Annotated in this window: 12 protein-coding genes; 6 read left to right on the top strand and 6 right to left on the bottom strand. The window is 71.4% G+C overall.

From position 1 onward, the window contains the following. Positions 1 to 42: 42 nt before the first annotated feature. Positions 43 to 1,623, bottom strand: coding sequence for a M1 family metallopeptidase (locus ACIHEJ_RS06160; RefSeq protein WP_400132442.1), 1,581 nt, complete (start codon positions 1,621 to 1,623; stop codon positions 43 to 45). Between the two features lie 151 nt (positions 1,624 to 1,774). On the opposite strand from ACIHEJ_RS06160, the gene ACIHEJ_RS06155 reads away from it, so the two are divergent. Continuing rightward, entirely contained in the window at positions 1,775 to 3,385 is a 1,611-nt protein-coding gene (locus ACIHEJ_RS06155) for a peptide-N4-asparagine amidase (protein WP_400132441.1), read from the top strand. A 371-nt stretch (positions 3,386 to 3,756) separates the two neighbouring features. Here the strand turns inward: ACIHEJ_RS06155 and ACIHEJ_RS06150 are convergent, their stop codons facing one another. Then, positions 3,757 to 4,206, bottom strand: a complete 450-nt coding sequence (locus tag ACIHEJ_RS06150; protein ID WP_400132440.1) for a MarR family winged helix-turn-helix transcriptional regulator — start codon at positions 4,204 to 4,206, stop codon at positions 3,757 to 3,759. Positions 4,207 to 4,320: 114 nt separating this feature from the next. On the opposite strand from ACIHEJ_RS06150, the gene ACIHEJ_RS06145 reads away from it, so the two are divergent. Both ACIHEJ_RS06145 and mltG read left to right on the top strand, forming a co-directional pair. Next, complete coding sequence (locus ACIHEJ_RS06145; protein WP_400132439.1) at positions 4,321 to 6,123, top strand: ABC transporter ATP-binding protein; 1,803 nt, start codon at positions 4,321 to 4,323, stop codon at positions 6,121 to 6,123. 54 nt (positions 6,124 to 6,177) lie between these two features. Further along, a complete protein-coding gene (gene mltG / locus ACIHEJ_RS06140) occupies positions 6,178 to 7,098 on the top strand; it encodes an endolytic transglycosylase MltG (protein ID WP_400132438.1) in 921 nt (306 codons plus the stop codon). A gap of 12 nt (positions 7,099 to 7,110) precedes the next feature. Here the strand turns inward: mltG and ACIHEJ_RS06135 are convergent, their stop codons facing one another. Together ACIHEJ_RS06135 and ACIHEJ_RS06130 are read right to left on the bottom strand one after the other, a co-directional pair. Then, entirely contained in the window at positions 7,111 to 8,187 is a 1,077-nt protein-coding gene (locus ACIHEJ_RS06135) for an NAD(P)-binding domain-containing protein (RefSeq protein ID WP_400132437.1), read from the bottom strand. Positions 8,188 to 8,326: 139 nt separating this feature from the next. Continuing rightward, a complete protein-coding gene (locus ACIHEJ_RS06130) occupies positions 8,327 to 9,436 on the bottom strand; it encodes an FAD-dependent oxidoreductase (RefSeq protein ID WP_400132869.1) in 1,110 nt (369 codons plus the stop codon). 70 nt (positions 9,437 to 9,506) lie between these two features. On the opposite strand from ACIHEJ_RS06130, the gene ACIHEJ_RS06125 reads away from it, so the two are divergent. The 3 genes from ACIHEJ_RS06125 (at position 9,507) to ACIHEJ_RS06115 (ending at position 11,763) form a co-directional block, all read left to right on the top strand. Next, positions 9,507 to 10,187, top strand: coding sequence for a TetR/AcrR family transcriptional regulator (locus tag ACIHEJ_RS06125; protein WP_400132436.1), 681 nt, complete (start codon positions 9,507 to 9,509; stop codon positions 10,185 to 10,187). 222 nt (positions 10,188 to 10,409) lie between these two features. Then, positions 10,410 to 10,832: a YjbQ family protein gene (locus ACIHEJ_RS06120; protein WP_400132435.1), complete on the top strand. Its 423-nt coding sequence runs from the start codon at positions 10,410 to 10,412 to the stop codon at positions 10,830 to 10,832. 145 nt (positions 10,833 to 10,977) lie between these two features. Then, the gene (locus ACIHEJ_RS06115; protein WP_400132434.1) at positions 10,978 to 11,763 is read left to right on the top strand and encodes a thioesterase II family protein; all 786 of its coding nucleotides are present in this window, start codon (positions 10,978 to 10,980) and stop codon (positions 11,761 to 11,763) included. 17 nt (positions 11,764 to 11,780) lie between these two features. Here ACIHEJ_RS06115 and ACIHEJ_RS06110 read toward each other — a convergent pair whose 3' ends face one another. Both ACIHEJ_RS06110 and ACIHEJ_RS06105 read right to left on the bottom strand, forming a co-directional pair. Next, positions 11,781 to 13,622, bottom strand: a complete 1,842-nt coding sequence (locus ACIHEJ_RS06110; RefSeq protein WP_400132433.1) for an acyl-CoA dehydrogenase — start codon at positions 13,620 to 13,622, stop codon at positions 11,781 to 11,783. Positions 13,623 to 13,717: 95 nt separating this feature from the next. Beyond that, a complete protein-coding gene (locus tag ACIHEJ_RS06105; protein ID WP_400132432.1) occupies positions 13,718 to 15,343 on the bottom strand; it encodes an AMP-binding protein in 1,626 nt (541 codons plus the stop codon). Positions 15,344 to 15,365 lie beyond the last annotated feature (22 nt).

The following is a 15,365-nucleotide window of genomic DNA, read 5'->3' as shown; positions in this document are numbered from 1 at the left end:
GGATCGACCGGGCAGGGGCCACTCGGTCGGCGGTGCGCGCACTCAGTCCTCGACCGGGTCCACGCTCCAGTCGGGGTGCCCCGGCATCGGAGGCGTGCGGGGCCCGTACAGCCATGGCGTCAGAAAGGGTTTCAGGTCCTCGCCGGCGACCCGGGACGCGAGCGCGACGAAGTCCCGGGTGCCTGCCGCACGGCCCCGGTACGTCGTCACCCAGGACCGCTCGATCCTGGCGAAGGTCTCCTCGCCGACCTTCTCCCGCAGCGCGAACAGCACCAGTGCCGAGCCGTCGTAGCGCATCACCTTGAACAGCGTCGGCTCCGTGGGCTCGGCGGGTGCCCCCTGGTCGTGACGCCACTGGTCGTGCTGCTCGTAGGCCGCCCGCATCGCGTCCTCCAGGGCGACCCCGCCGTGCTCGTCGGAGTACAGACGTTCGTAGAAACGGGCATGACCCTCGCTCAGCCACAGGTCGGACCAGCGCCGGACGGCGACGCTGTCACCCGTCCAGTGGTGGGTCAGCTCGTGGACGAGATTGCGTTCGGCGTCGACCTGGTCACCCGTCAGGTCGTCCTTCGGCAGGACGGACAGCGACTGTGTCTCCAGCGCCACCGGCAGGTCGGTGTCCCCGACGAGCACGCCGTAGCGGCGGAACGGGTACGGACCGAGCCGCTGTTCCAGCCAGGCGAGATGCTTTGGGGTGAGCGAGCGGACCTCCTGCGTGTCACCGACCAGGCCGTCCGGGACGACGTCCCGGAGGGGCAGTCCGCGCGGGCCGGTGCTGTCGGCGAACGTGAACCTCCCGATCGCCAGCTGGACCAGTTGGGCCGCGATGGGCTGCTCGGAGTCGTAGGTCCAGGTGGTGCGTCCGCCGGGCCTCCGGACGGTGGTGACGAGCCGTCCGTTGGCCACCGCGCTGAGCCCCGGCGGGGTGGTGATGCGGAAGGTGACCGGCGCCCGCAGGCTCGGGTGGTCGTTCGCCGGAAAGATCATTTTTGCGCCGTCGGGCTGAGCGCAGATCACGGTGCCGTCGGCCGTGGGCACCCAGCCGTAGTCCTGGATCGCGTCGGCGCGGTGCCGGTGCTGTGCCGGATCTGCGGTGTAGGCGACGCGGACGGTGAACGTGCCGCCACGGGGGATGGGGTGCGCGGGTGTGACGACGAGTTCGTCGCCGTCGCGTACGGCGGTGGCCGGGGTGCCGTCGACCGTGACGGTGTGCAGTGCGTTGCCGGCGAAGTCGAGGTCGAAGCGGGACAGGGGCTGGGTGGCGGTGGCGCTGATCGTGGCCCCGGCGGGGAAGGGCGTGCGCGGTGCCCGCCAGTCGAAGTCGAGCATGTAGTGGCGGACCGTGTAGCCGCCGTTGCCGGCGAGCGGCATCAGCGGGTCGCCGATGCCCGGCGAGCCGGGTGAGGGGGCCGGACCGGAGGAGGCGACCGGGCCGGGAGCGGGGGAGCCGTGCCCTGCGCGGGGGAGCACATGGGCGAAAACGCCGGCACCGGTGAGGGCGCCGGCACCGGCGAGAGTGAAGGCGAGGGCCGCTCGACGGGTGCGCAGGACGGGGCGGGGGCGCCCGCGTCGGGACTCCTGGTGCGGGGGCTCCGCGGGGCGGCCGGCGGGCATGATCTTCATGCCCGCACTATGTCAGCATGGTGTGCTTATAGCACTGAATGTCCCGCTGGGTGGCCGCATGGCGGAACTCGGTCGTGGGCACGCTCTCGCGGTGGCCGACAACCGGTCTCCTCATTGCGGGCAGTGGTCAATTCCCCGTAGAACAGCGGCCATGAGAAGACGGATGGTCATGTCCATGCTCGCCGGAGCGGCCCTCCTGGCGAGCACGCTCTTCGGCACCGGAGCCGCGGCCGCCCGGGCCGCCGACGTCCCCGCCGAGTTCGGCACCGACTGGCACGACCCGGTCACCGCGACCCCGCCCGTCGACCGGCCGCACACCAGGTCGTGTCAGGTCACACTGGCCGACGCCCAGTTCCGCGACTTCACCCCCTATCGCGGTACGTACACCCCGCCCCAGGGCTGCGGCGACCACTGGAGCAAGGTCGTCCTGCGCCTCGACGGCAAGGTGAAGGGCCGTCAGTACGACAGGCTGGGCTATCTGCATGTGGGCGGGGTGGAGGTCCTGCGCACCTCCACCCCGGAGCCCTCGCCGGACGGCATCGAGTGGCACGTGGAGAAGGACGTCACCCGCTACAGCGACACCTTCCGCAGCGCGCGGGACGTCGAGATGCTGATCGGCAACGTCGTGGACGACACGTACACCGGCGTCATCGACGTGCACGTCACCCTGACCTTCTACGCGGGACGCCCCGCGGAGCGGACCCCCGACCGTGTGCTCACCCTCGCCGACACTCCCGACGGCGCCACCCTCACCACCCCGCGCAACAGCGAGCGGATCGTCGCCGAGGTGTACGCGACCGGGTCCGGCGGTGGGTGCGAGGAGTTCTGGTACCTGACCGTGGCCGACCCGGCGTCGTACTCCTGCAAGGCCGACCACGGGCCCTACCGCGAGGTGCAGATCAAGGTCGACGGCCGACTCGCGGGAATCGCCGCGCCGTTCCCGAACGTGTGGACCGGCGGCTGGTCCAACCCCTTCCTCTGGTACGTGGTACCGGCCCCGCACGCCTTCGACGTGCGGCCGATCGAGTACGACCTCACGCCCTTCGCCGGCCTCCTCGACGACGGCCGCCCGCACCGCGTCGAGGTGTCCGTCGTCGGCGTGCCCGCGGGGCAGACGGGCTGGAGCGCCCCGGTGAACGTGCTCGTCTGGCAGGACGCCCACCGCGCCCGGGTCACCGGCGGGCTCACCGGCGACAGGGCGAGTGACCTCGCGAACTCCTCCACCTACACGCCCGGTTCGGAGAACCGCGTGCACACCGAGGCCGGGCACCGGCTCACCGTCTCCGGATATCTCGACACTTCACACGGACGTGTGACCACGACCGTCACCCGCACCCTCGCCGCCACCTCCGTCCATCGCTGGACCGACGGCGAGAACACCGACGGACTCGACGCGACCTGGACCGACGACGAGACGGTCACCGTCGGCGGTCACGGCCCCGCGAAGACGACGCACACGCACCGGACGTACACGATGAACGGTGCCACGACCGTCGGCGCGGACAACCGCCTGCGCACCGTGCTGACCCTCGGCGACCGGGCGGCGGCCGTGGAACTGCGGGACGGGCGGCGCACCGCGTGGTCGCGGTTCGACGACACCTACAGCGGCGACGCCGCGTACACCGTCGATGTCCCGCGCGACCAGCGGCACGCGATCGGTACGTCGACCGAGCGATACCGCCGCCACGGCTCGGACGGCTGCTACGACCGCTCGCTGACCACGGTTCAGGGGGTGCTGACGGAGGACCGCGACGGCTGCTGACTTCGCCGCGCCGCGCCCCGCCGCGCCGCCCCGCAGTAAGAGGCCGGAGTAAGAGGCCGCGCGGATGAGGCACAGGGCCTGGTGATCACGGAGTTGCGACGCTCTGTGATCACCGGGAGACCTGTGCCTGTACTGCCATCCTGGCCGACTGAACCGCTGTGGGACCGATTCCGGTGATCGACCCCTTCAGTCTGATCCGAACCGTCAGAGCGACAGCAGACCCACCAGGGCCGACTTCGTGGAGCTCTCTCGTGACCACAGTTCGGCGTCGGTTGCGGGATGGGCCGCCGGAATCACCTGTCGCAGCGCGGCTCTCCGCTTTGCGGCGTATTCGGCATCAGACTCACCCGTGCGAGGCCACGCGCCCCCTGTCAGCAGGGCTTGGCCGTGTCCCCGTCGATCAAGCTGTCCAGCAGGACGCCGAGCACCTCGCGCTCCTTCTCCGTGAGCGGGGCGAGGATCTCCTCGGCCGCCGAGCGGCGCGCGCCGCGCAGCTCGCGCAGGGTCGTGCGTCCTTCGTCCGTCAGCTCGATCCGGGTCACGCGCCGGTTCGCCGGGTCCGCCACCCGCCGTACCTTTCCGCTCGCCTCCAACCCGTCGACCAGCGTCGTCACGGCGCGCGGCACCACCTCCAGGCGCTCGGCGAGATCGGCCATGCGCGGCGGTGAGCCGTAGTGCGCAAGGGTGCGCAGCAGCCGGGACTGGGCCGGGGTGACGCCCAGGTCGCGCCGTTCCAGATGGCGCTTCTGGATGCGGTGCACCCGGCGGGTCAGCCGCAGCAACTGCTCGGCGAGCAGGCCGTCGGAATCCGGGGTGGTCATGCGGGAACAATATCAGGATGCCGTTCATTGTGAGTATAGGTAACAATGAGCTACGATCCGTTCCGTCATCGTCGGCCGTTCCTGTCCGGCGCCCGTTCACCTCCGTAGGAGCCCATGCATCCCGACCGTGAACCCTCCTGGACCCCGCCTGCCGACGCCAAGGAACAGCCCCGGCAGGTGCGCCGCATCCTGAAGCTCTTCCGCCCCTACCGCGCGCGGCTGGCGATCGTCGGCCTGCTGGTCGGCGCCTCCTCACTGGTCTCGGTGGCGACACCGTTCCTGCTGAAGGAGACCCTCGACGTCGCGATCCCCCAGGGCCGCACCGGCCTGCTGAGCCTGCTCGCGCTCGGCATGATCCTCAGCGCCGTCCTCTCCAGCGTCTTCGGCGTGCTGCAGACACTGATCTCGACCACCGTCGGCCAGCGCGTCATGCACGACCTGCGCACCGCCGTCTACGGACGCCTGCAGCGCATGTCGCTCGCCTTCTTCACGCGCACGCGCACCGGCGAGGTGCAGTCCCGCATAGCCAACGACATCGGCGGCATGCAGGCGACCGTCACCTCCACCGCCACCTCCCTGGTCTCCAACGCCACCAGCGTGGTCGCCACGATCGTCGCGATGACCGCCCTCGACTGGCGGCTCACGATCGTCTCGATGGTCCTGCTGCCGGTGTTCGTGTGGATCAGCCGCCGCGTGGGCAACGAACGCAAGCGGATCACCACCCAGCGGCAGAAACAGATGGCCGCGATGGCGGCCACCGTCACCGAGTCGCTCTCCGTCAGCGGCATCCTGCTCGGCAGGACGATGGGCCGCTCGGACTCGCTGACCGCGTCCTTCGCCGAGGAGTCCGAGCGCCTGGTCGACCTCGAGGTGCGCTCCAACATGGCCGGTCGCTGGCGCATGGCGGTCATCACCATTGTCATGGCCGCGATGCCCGCCGTCATCTACTGGACCGCGGGGCTGGCGCTCCAGCTCGGCGGCCCGAAGGTCTCCCTCGGCACCATCGTCGCCTTCGTCTCTCTCCAGCAGGGTCTGTTCCGCCCGGCCGTCAGCCTGCTCGCGACCGGCGTCCAGATCCAGACCTCGCTCGCGCTCTTCCAGCGCATCTTCGAATACCTGGACCTGCCCGTCGACATCACCGAGCGCGAGCGGCCGGTCCGTCTCGACCCGGTCAAGGGCGAAGTCCGCTTCGAGGGGGTCGGGTTCCGCTACGACGACAAGGGCGGCCCCGTCCTCGACGGTATCGACGTCACCGTCCCGGCCGGCCGCAGCCTCGCCGTCGTCGGTCCGACCGGCGCGGGCAAGTCCACGCTCGGCTATCTCGTGCCCCGGCTCTACGACGTCACCGCCGGCCGTGTCACCCTGGACGGCACCGACGTCCGCGACCTCGACTTCGACACGCTCGCCCGCGCGGTCGGTGTCGTCTCGCAGGAGACGTACCTCTTCCACGCCTCCGTCGCCGACAACCTGCGCTTCGCCAAGCCGGACGCCACCGACGAGGAGCTGCACGCGGCGGCCAAGGCGGCCCAGATCCACGACCACATAGCCGCCCTGCCCGACGGCTACGACACCGTCGTCGGCGAGCGGGGTCACCGCTTCTCCGGCGGTGAGAAGCAGCGCCTCGCCATAGCCCGCACCATCCTGCGCGATCCGCCGGTCCTCATCCTGGACGAGGCGACCAGCGCGCTCGACACCCGCACGGAAGCCGCCGTCCAGGAAGCCATCGACGCCCTGTCGGCCGACCGGACGACCATCACCATCGCCCACCGTCTGTCCACCGTCCGCGGCTCCGACCAGATCGTGGTCCTGGACGCCGGGCGGGTAGCCGAACGGGGCACGCACGAGGAGCTGCTGGAACTGGACGGGCGATACGCCGCCCTGGTGCGCCGCGACGCCCAGTTGGAGCCGACAAGCTGACGATACGTAGGGTTAATGCCGGGTTTATGACGATATGCGTATTACCGTGCCCGCATGCAGATGAAATTTCCGCCACGGAGCACGATCCAACTGACCCGTCGGGGCAGACTCGCCCTCCTCGTGACCGGCGCCGTCGTGGCCGGTACCGCCGTGGCGGTGCCACTGCTGACGATGGGCGGAAAGCCGGCAAAGGCGCCGACCGCCACGATGGTCGTCCCGGAGGGCTGGCGCGCCAGCCAGGTCTACGACGGGATCGACAGGGCCCTGAAGCTGCGGCCGGGCAGCACCGTCAAATCCATCGGCAAGGCCGGGCTGAAGCTGCCCGGCGACGCCCACGGCAACCCCGAGGGCTTCCTCTTCCCGGCGACGTACCCGCTCCCGAAGGGCACGACGCCCGAGTCCCTGCTGCGGTTCATGGTCGACACCGCCAACAAGAAGTTCGGCGGGGCGCCGGTCGCGGCAGGCGCGCAGCGCAACGCCATGAGCCTGCACCAGATCGTCACCGTCGCCAGCATCGTCCAGGCCGAGGCGGCGACGAAGGAGGACATGGGCAAGGTCGCCCGGGTCGTCTTCAACCGGCTGGAGCACGGGATGCCGTTGCAGATGGACTCCACCATCAACTATGCGCTGAACCGCACCACCCTGCGCACCACCGAGGACGACACCCGCATCGAGAGCCCCTACAACTCGTACCAGCACATGGGCCTGCCGCCCACACCGATCGACAACCCCGGCGAGGACGCGATGCGGGCCGCCATGAACCCGACACCGGGCGACTGGCTGTACTTCGTCACGGTCAAGCCCGGGGACACGCGCTTCACCACCGACTATGCGACGCACCTGCGCAACGTGGCGGAGTTCAACGCCCTGCGCCAGAGCGCGACGGCGTCGCAGAGCCCGGAGCAGTCCCCAAAGCACTCCCCGGAGCAGTCCCCGGAGCAGTCCCCGGCGTCCTCGCCGCCCGCCGTCCGCTGAGCCGACGGGGCGTCACGCGGCGACCGGCTCCTCGGCCGGCAGCCGCCTGATGTCCCGGACTGCGGCGCGTCCGGCCCGGTTGGCGCCGACGGTGCTGGCCGAGGGGCCGTAGCCGACGAGGTGGACACGCGGGTCGGCCACCACCCGGGTGCCCTCGAGCCGGATCCCGCCGCCCGGCTCACGCAGCCGCAGCGGAGTGAGGTGGTCGAGCGCGGCCCGGAACCCGGTGGCCCACAGGATGACATCGGCGGCCACCTGCCGGCCGTCGTCCCACGCCACGCCCTCCGGGGTGATCCGGTCGAACATCGGTTGCCGGTCCAGCACCCCGTCCGCGAGGCCCCGCCGGATCGCGCCGTCGAGGGGCAGCCCGGTGACCGAGACCACACTGCGCGGCGGCAGCCCGTGGCGCACCCGTTCCTCCACCAGCGCGACCGCGGCCCGGCCCGCCTCCTGGTCGAACGGACCTTCGCGGAACACGGGAGGCCGCCGCGTGACCCAGGTGGTGGCAGCCGCATGGGGGGCAAGTTCCAGCAGGTGCTGGGTGCCCGAGGCGCCGCCGCCCACCACCACGACCCGCTGTCCGGCGAACTCCTCCGGCCCGGCGTACTGCGCGGTGTGCAACTGCCGCCCACGGAAGGTCTCCTGGCCGGGGTACCGGGGCCAGAACGGCCGGTCCCAGGTGCCGGTCGCGTTGATCAGCGCCCGGGTGGACCAGGTGCCGGCCGAGGTCTCCACCCGCAGCCGGGTGCCGTCCCCCTCGCGCACCGCCCGTACGTCCACCGGCCGTCGCACCCGCAGGTCGAAGGCGCGCTCGTACCGGTCGAAGTACTCGGCTATCACCTCCGCCGACGGACGCTCCGGGTCCGCGTCCGCCAGTACCATCCCGGGCAGCGCGTGCATCCCGTGCACCCTGCCGTAGGTCAGCGAGGGCCACCGGAACTGCCAGGCGCCGCCCGGCCCGGGGGAGTGGTCGAGGACCACGAAGTCACGGTCCGGCGCGAAGCCGGTGCGCCGCAGATGGTAGGCGCTGGACAGCCCGGCCTGACCGGCGCCGATGACGACGACCTCGACCTCGCGCAGTTCGTTCACGCTTCTACCAACAGGATGCAGGGTGCGGATCTTCCCGGCCGCTCAGTTGCAGGTCCGCATCTGGCCTGTCCCATCCGCCTGCCCCAGCAAGCGCCGCGGCGGCTGCCGCGGCCGGTCGCCTGGCCGTATCCGGTCGACTTCAGCCGGGCCGGAAGAACGCGAGCATCTTCTGGGCGGCGTCCGGCGACGTCAGCAGCTCCTGCATGTCCGCGGACATCCGGGCGGCAGCGCCGGTGCGTCGGAACATCTCGCGTTCGTATTCCTTGACGGCGGCGGGAAAGTCGTCCGGGTGCGCGGCCAGCGCGAGACCGAGCAGGGCGCCGTCGAGCAGCGCCATGTTGGCGCCCTGTCCCACCGGCGGCATCAGGTGCGCGGCATCGCCGAGCAGTGTGACACCTGGCGTCGGCGGCCAGGTCAGGCCGACCGGGAGAGCGGTGATCGACCGCGGCACGATCGTGTCGTCGCAGGCCGCGATCAGCGCGGTGAACCGTGAGTCCCAGCCGGGGAGCAGGTCGATCAGCCGCGCCCGGGCGGCGGCCGGGTCGTCGAACGGGATCCCGCTGGTAGCGAACCAGTCCTCGGCGGTGTTGTAGAAGCTGATGCCGATGCGAACGCGGCCGTCGCCGTTGCGCTGCGCCGCCAGGGACAGTCCGTTGCCGAGCACCCAGTAGTTGCCGCGCCCGACCATCGCCGCGAGGTCGGGGTGCGTGCGGTCGATATCGGGAATGCCGACCTCGACGACGTTCTGCCCGATGTGCGCCGGGCGGGCGTCGGTGAGCAGCGCGCGGACCCGGGACTGCGCGCCGTCCGCGCCGACCAGCAGGTCGTACGTCGCACTGCTGCCGTCGGCGAAGTGCAGCAGACCGTTGTCGGCGGATCGGAACGCGTGCCCCCAGCGCACCACGTCTTCGGGGAGGGAATCCAGCAGCAGGTTGCGCAGATCGGCGCGGTCGACCTCGGGTCGCTCGAGCGGGGCGCCGTCGGGCGTGTCCTCCTGGAGCAGCAGGGTGCCATCCGGTTCGAGAAGACGCATGTCCTGGCCTTCACCGCGGGCGATCGCGAAGAACTGGTCGATCAGGCCGGCCTCGCGCAGCGCCCGCTGGCCGGAGTGGATGTCGAGCATGCCGCCCTGACCGCGCGCACCACGTGACGATTCACGTTCATACACGACGCAATCCATGCCGTTCACGTGCAGCACACGGGCGAGAGCCAGGCCGCCGAGGCCGGCTCCGACGACGGCAATGGTCATGGTGGTCCCCCTTCGATACACCGTACTGACCGATACAGTGTATCGACCGATGCGGTGTATCGTGAGCGCCATGTTGGTGTGGGAGAGGCCGGAGCCACCGAATCGACCCGTGCCGGCCCCGTTGAGCCGGGAACAGATCGTGCGAGCGGCGATCCAGCTGGCCGACGCGGACGGCCTGGACGCGGTGTCGCTGCGCAAGGTCGCCACCGCGCTGGACGTCCGTCCGATGCGGCTGTACGGCTACATCGCCGGCAAGGAGGAGTTGCTCGACCTCATGGTCGACGCGGTCCACGCAGAGATCCGGCCGGCCGGAGACGGCTGGCGGGAGGTGCTCCGGTCTCTTGCCGAAGCCATTCGGCACGCGGCTCACGAGCACGAATGGCTCGCCGATCTCCTGGGTGGCCGACCCCAGCTCGGGCCGCACGCGCTGGCCAGTGGGGAGAGCGTGGTGGCCGCACTGGGCGGCGTCGACGTGGACGCCGTCATGCCGGTGGTCGCGGCGGTCAAGGCGTACGCGATCGGCGCGGTGCGTCGGGAGGTCGCCGAGCGACGTGCCGAGCGGGCCACCGGGCTGGACGAGAAGCGCTGGCAGGCCTCACTCGGGCCCTATCTGGAGCGGACCTTCGCCACCGGCCGGTTCCCCGCGCTGGCCACGGTGGTCCGCGATGCCGCCCACCTGGACGCCGACCACACCTTCCGGATCGGCCTCGACTTCCTGCTCGACGGCATCGAAGCCCGCATCTCACGGTGAGGCGCCCTCGAAGGACCGGAACGGTGCCGCCCCTGGCGCCAGTTCGGCGCTGACGCGTCGAGACGAGGCGACACCACCAGCGGCGCACCTCCCGCGGAGGCCCGGCGCGCTCCAGCCGCCTCCGCACGGCCGGCTCGGGAACGGCCCCTCGCCGAACCGGTAGACCTCCGCCATCGGTCGTGCCGTCGGGTGTGAAATCGTGCGCGGGGTCAGGATGGGGGCATGCCAGACACCTTCACCACCCGCATGCTGCACGTCACCACCGGCTCCCGGGAGCGGGTCGTCGACCTCACCGGTGACTGCGAGGACTTCCTGCGCGAGGCCGCGGCCGACCGGGACGGGCTGCTCAACATCTTCGTCCCGCACGCCACCGCCGGGATCGCCGTCATCGAGACCGGAGCCGGCAGCGACGACGACCTCCTCGCCGCCCTGCACACCCTGCTTCCCGCCGACGACCGCTGGCAGCACCGGCACGGCAGCCCCGGCCACGGCCGCGACCACGTCCTGCCGGCCGTCGTCCCGCCGTACGCCACCCTCCCCGTGATCGCCGGACGCCTGGAACTCGGCACCTGGCAGTCGGTGTGCCTGGTGGACACCAACAAGGACAATCCCGAGCGCAAGGTGCGTCTGAGCTTCCTGGCGTGACGATCACCGGGAGTTCGTCACGACTCTTTGCGATCGGAGGAGACCGGTGATGGTCCACGCCCCGTCGGCGCGTGATGGTAGACCTGGTGATCCCGTGACGGTCCGGTCGGTGGCCGTTGCCGCCCCTCACCGTACCGAGGTACCCATGGATCCCCGTACACGACCGGCGCGTTGGCTGGTCCGCCGCCGTGAGCGCCCCCAAGCACCGCTGAACGTCTACGTCTTCGCACACGCGGGCGGCTCCAGCGCCGAATACCTGATGTGGGCCGAAGAACTGACGGAGGTGCAGCTGTGGGGTGTACAGCTGCCCGGCCGCTCCACGCGTCGCGCGGAGCCCGCGCACACCGCGATCGGCCCCCTCGTCGCCGACCTGGTCTCCCAGTCCGCGTTCACCGTGCCCTATGTGCTGCTCGGCCACAGCTTCGGCGGCCTCGTGGCGTACGAGACGACGAGGGCGCTGCGCCGCGAGGGACGCGATCTGCCCGAGCATCTGATCCTGTCCTCCTGCCCCGCGCCGCACACCTTCGGCACCGGCGGACCGGCCGGGTCGCTGCACACCCTCTCCGACGAGGAACTGATCACGGCGGCCGAGGCGCGCTGGGGCCCGCTGCCCGAGCAGGTGCACGCGGACGCGCGGCTGCGCCGACTGGTCCTCGGCCCGCTCCGCGCCGACATCAGCGTCTTCGAGACGTACGTCCACGAGCCGGAGCCCCCGCTGGACGTCCCGGCGACACTGCTGTGCGGCACCGGGGAGCAGGACCGCCTCGTCGTCGAGAGCGCGGGCTGGGCCCGGCACCTGGACCGCATCACTCGCCGGCTGGCCCTGCCGGGCGGTCACTTCTACTTCCGCGAGGACCGCGCGCCCCTCCTCGACGTCATCCGGACGGTGGCCGAGGAGGCCGGGGCCGCGCGGCGGCACGCGACCGCCTGACGAAACCCCGCGCCGGCCTACCAGGCGTCCTCGTCCAGCGTCATGAGGACGCCGTCCTCGCGGTCGGCGATCTCCCGCTGGGCGGCGACCAGCGGGAGCACCTCCTGGGCGAAGAACACCGCCGTCGCCACCTTCCCCTGGTAGAAGGAGCGTTGGGCCCGACGTGCCCGGACCGTGGGGTCGGCCAGGCGCTCGGCCGCCACTCCCGCCTGCCGCAGCAGCAGCCAGGCCACCAGGACGTCGCCCGCCGCCATCAGCAGCCGGGTCGTACCGCGCCCCACCTGATAGATGGCCGAAGGGTCCGTCAGGGACGCGAGGAGGTGCCCGCCGAGCCCGGTCGCCATTGCCTGCAGGTGGGCCGCGGAACGGCCGAGCAGCGCGTGCGCCTCGGCGAGGTCGCCGCTCTCCGGCGCGTCCGCGGCGGTCTTCTCCACCTCGGTGAGGAGGGCGGTGAGCGCCCCGCCCTGATCCCTCGCGATCTTGCGGAAGAAGAGGTCCATGCCCTGTATCGCGGTGGTGCCCTCGTACAGCGTGTCGATCCGGGTGTCGCGGATGTACTGCTCCAGGGGGAAGTCCTTCGTGTACCCGGATCCGCCGAGGGTTTGCAGGGCGTGTCCCAGCTGCTCGTAGGCTTTCTCGGAGCCGTAGCCCTTGACGATCGGGAGGAGCAGGTCGTTGAGGGCGTGCGCCGCGTCGTCGCGGGTGCCCGTCGCCTCCGCCTCGGCGATCCGGTCCTGCACGGTGGCCGTGTGCAGGACGAGGGCGCGCAGCCCCTCGGCGTACGCCTTCTGCAGCAGCAACGAGCGGCGCACCTCGGGGTGGCGCAGGATGGGCACCCGGGGAGCCGACTTGTCCGCGAGAGCGGTCAGATCGCTGCCCTGGGTGCGGACCTTGGCGTACTCCAGAGCGTTGAGGTAGCCGGTGGAGAGCGTCGCCATCGACTTGGTGCCGATGATCATCCGGGCCTGCTCGATGATGTGGAACATCTGCCGGATGCCGTCGTGCCGCTCGCCGAGCAGCACTCCGACCGCGGGGCTCTCGGCGCCGAAGGTGAGCTCGCAGGTGGCGGAGGCCCTCAGGCCCATCTTGTCCTCCAGCGAAGTGGCGAACACACCGTTGCGCTCGCCGAGTTCCCCGGTCTCCCAGTCGGCCACGCGGTACTTCGGGACCAGGAACAGGGAGAGCCCCTTGGTGCCGGGGCCGTGCCCCTCGGGGCGGGCCAGGACGAAGTGCAGGATGTTCTCGCACAGATCGTGCTCGCCGGAGGTGATGAACCGCTTCACGCCCTCGATGTGCCAGCTGCCGTCCGCCTGCCGGACGGCCCTGGTCCGGCAGGCGCCCACGTCACTGCCCGCCTCCGGCTCGGTGAGGACCATCGTCGCGCCCCATGCCCGCCCCACGAGCAGCCGGGCCAGCCTGCGCTGCTCCTCCGTGCCGAGGCGGTCGAGCACGCTCGCGAAGCCGGCGGTCGCCTGGTACATGTACAGGGCCGGATTGGCCCCCAGCACCAGCTCGGCGACGGCCCAGCGCAGCGACGGCGGCACACCGGCCCCGCCGAGCGACTCGGGCAGGTCGATCAGGTGCCAGCCGGACTCCGTCCAGCGGGCGTACGCCTTCTTGAAGGGATCCGGCAGCGACACCGTGCGCTTCCCGGGGTCGTACATCGGCGGGGTGCGGTCCGCCTCGACGGCGGAGTCCGCGAGCTCGTGGACGGCCAGGCGCTCGACCTCGCCCAGGAGATCGCGGGCGGTTTCGGGCGTGGTGCCCGCGAAGGCGCCGCGGCCGTACGCCTCTGCGCGGCCGAGGACCTCGAAGAGGTTGAACTCCACATCCCTGAGATGCGACTTGTAGTGGCTCATCGCCGGTTGTCTCCTCGCGCGGTCTTCCGGACATGGGCGGACGGGCGGATCGGGGCGGGGCAGGCGGAGCCGGTCCCCTCACCGCCCCGTGCCCGTCAGGCGAACGTCACCCGCGCCACGGGCACGAGCCGACCGTCGTCGAGCAGCGCGCGGCAGCGGAACCGCTGGATCTTCCCGCTGGGCGTCTTGGGGAGCACTCCTCGCGCCAGGAACAGGCACTCCGCGAGCGCGACCCCCGCCTTCTCCAGGGCCAGCGAGGCGGCCTCCTCGGCGATCGGCCGGAAGTCCTTCGGGTTGCCCTGGGGCTCCACCATGAGCACGAGCCGGGACATGCCCGAGTCGCCCGCGTCGACGACGGCGGCGCAGCCCTTGCGGACGTTCTTCAGGGAGTCGACCGCCGACTCGATCTCGGAGGCGTAGACCTTCCGGCCGCCCACCGAGAGCATGTCGTCGACCCGCCCGAGGACGTACAGCTCGTCGTCGCGCACGAAGCCGAGGTCGCCGGTGTGCAGCCAGCCGTCCTGGAACCGCGCGGCGGTGCGCCCGGGGTCCCCGTAGTAGCCCTCGGCCAGGCTCGGTGACGACACCAGGATCTCCGAGATGCCGCCGCCGCTGCCCGCCCGGACCGACACCCCGGGCAGCGTCAGGCCGTTGGAGACCAGCCTGACTGCCTTCGGATGGTCGGGCTCGACCTCGACCACCGAGCCCTCGACGAGCGCGGGACCGTCGAAGCGGAGCGCCTTGGGCGCCTGGTCCCACGGCTTCCCGGTCACCGCGAGCGTCGCCTCGGCCATGCCGTAGGCGGGCTGGAACGCGGTGTCGGACAGACCGAACGGCCGGAACTTCTCCGTCGCCGCCGCCAGCGTGTCCCAGTCGACACGTTCCGCCCCGATCACGGCCGCCCGCAGCTTCAGCTCCTTGGGGAGCGCCCCCCGGCCCTGCGCCCGCGCCGCGAGGTACACGGCGGTGCTCGTGCCCGCCGTCATGGTCGCCCCGTACTCCGACATGTCCCGGAACCAGGTACGCGGCGCCATCCCGAACCGGTCGGGCGACGACAGCACGAAGTCGAAATCGTACGCCCACGAGTACAGCAGACAGCCGAACATGCCCATGTCGTGCGAGAGCGGCAGCCAGGAGGCGACCGTGTCGGCGCCGGGGCGACCGCCGGTCAGGTGCAGGATGATCTCCAACTGCTGCTCGATGGCGCGGGTGGTCAGCGCGCAGCCCTTGGGGGTACTGGTGGACCCCGACGAGTACTGGATGAAGGCCACGTCGTCCCGGCCCGGCGGGCTCGGCTCGATGCGTCCCCCGCCGCGCAGCGCCGTCCAGCCTCGGACCGGCAGCTCCTTGCCGAGCTCCGCGGGGACCATGGCGGTCAGCCAGTCGTCGACCAGGAGCAGCGTCGGGTCCAGCCGCGCGGAGAGCGCCACCAGCTGTTCGCCGTACGCCTCCTGGCTCTGGCCGCGGGTGGGCAGCGGCAGCGAGGCCACCGCGCCGCCGGCCAGCCAGATCGCCAGCAGGCCGCGGACGGTGTCGGGTGTGTTGGTGAGGATGGCGGCGACCCGGGTGCCCGGCCCGACGCCGAGGGTGCGGAGCTCGGCGGCCATGCCGTGAGCGTCCCTGACGACGTCGCGCCAGGGCGTGTGCTCGAACTCCTCGCCCGTCCACTCGTGCAGCACGCCGTGCGAAGCCCCGTTGGTCAGGGCGCGGAAGAACTCCATGTACGTGATCCCCGTCTACTCG

This window comes from Streptomyces sp. NPDC052301 (assembly GCF_044593395.1).
Lineage (GTDB): Bacteria > Actinomycetota > Actinomycetes > Streptomycetales > Streptomycetaceae > Streptomyces.
The sequence above is the reverse complement of the archived record's forward strand: the minus strand, read 5'-3'. Positions and strand labels throughout refer to the sequence as shown.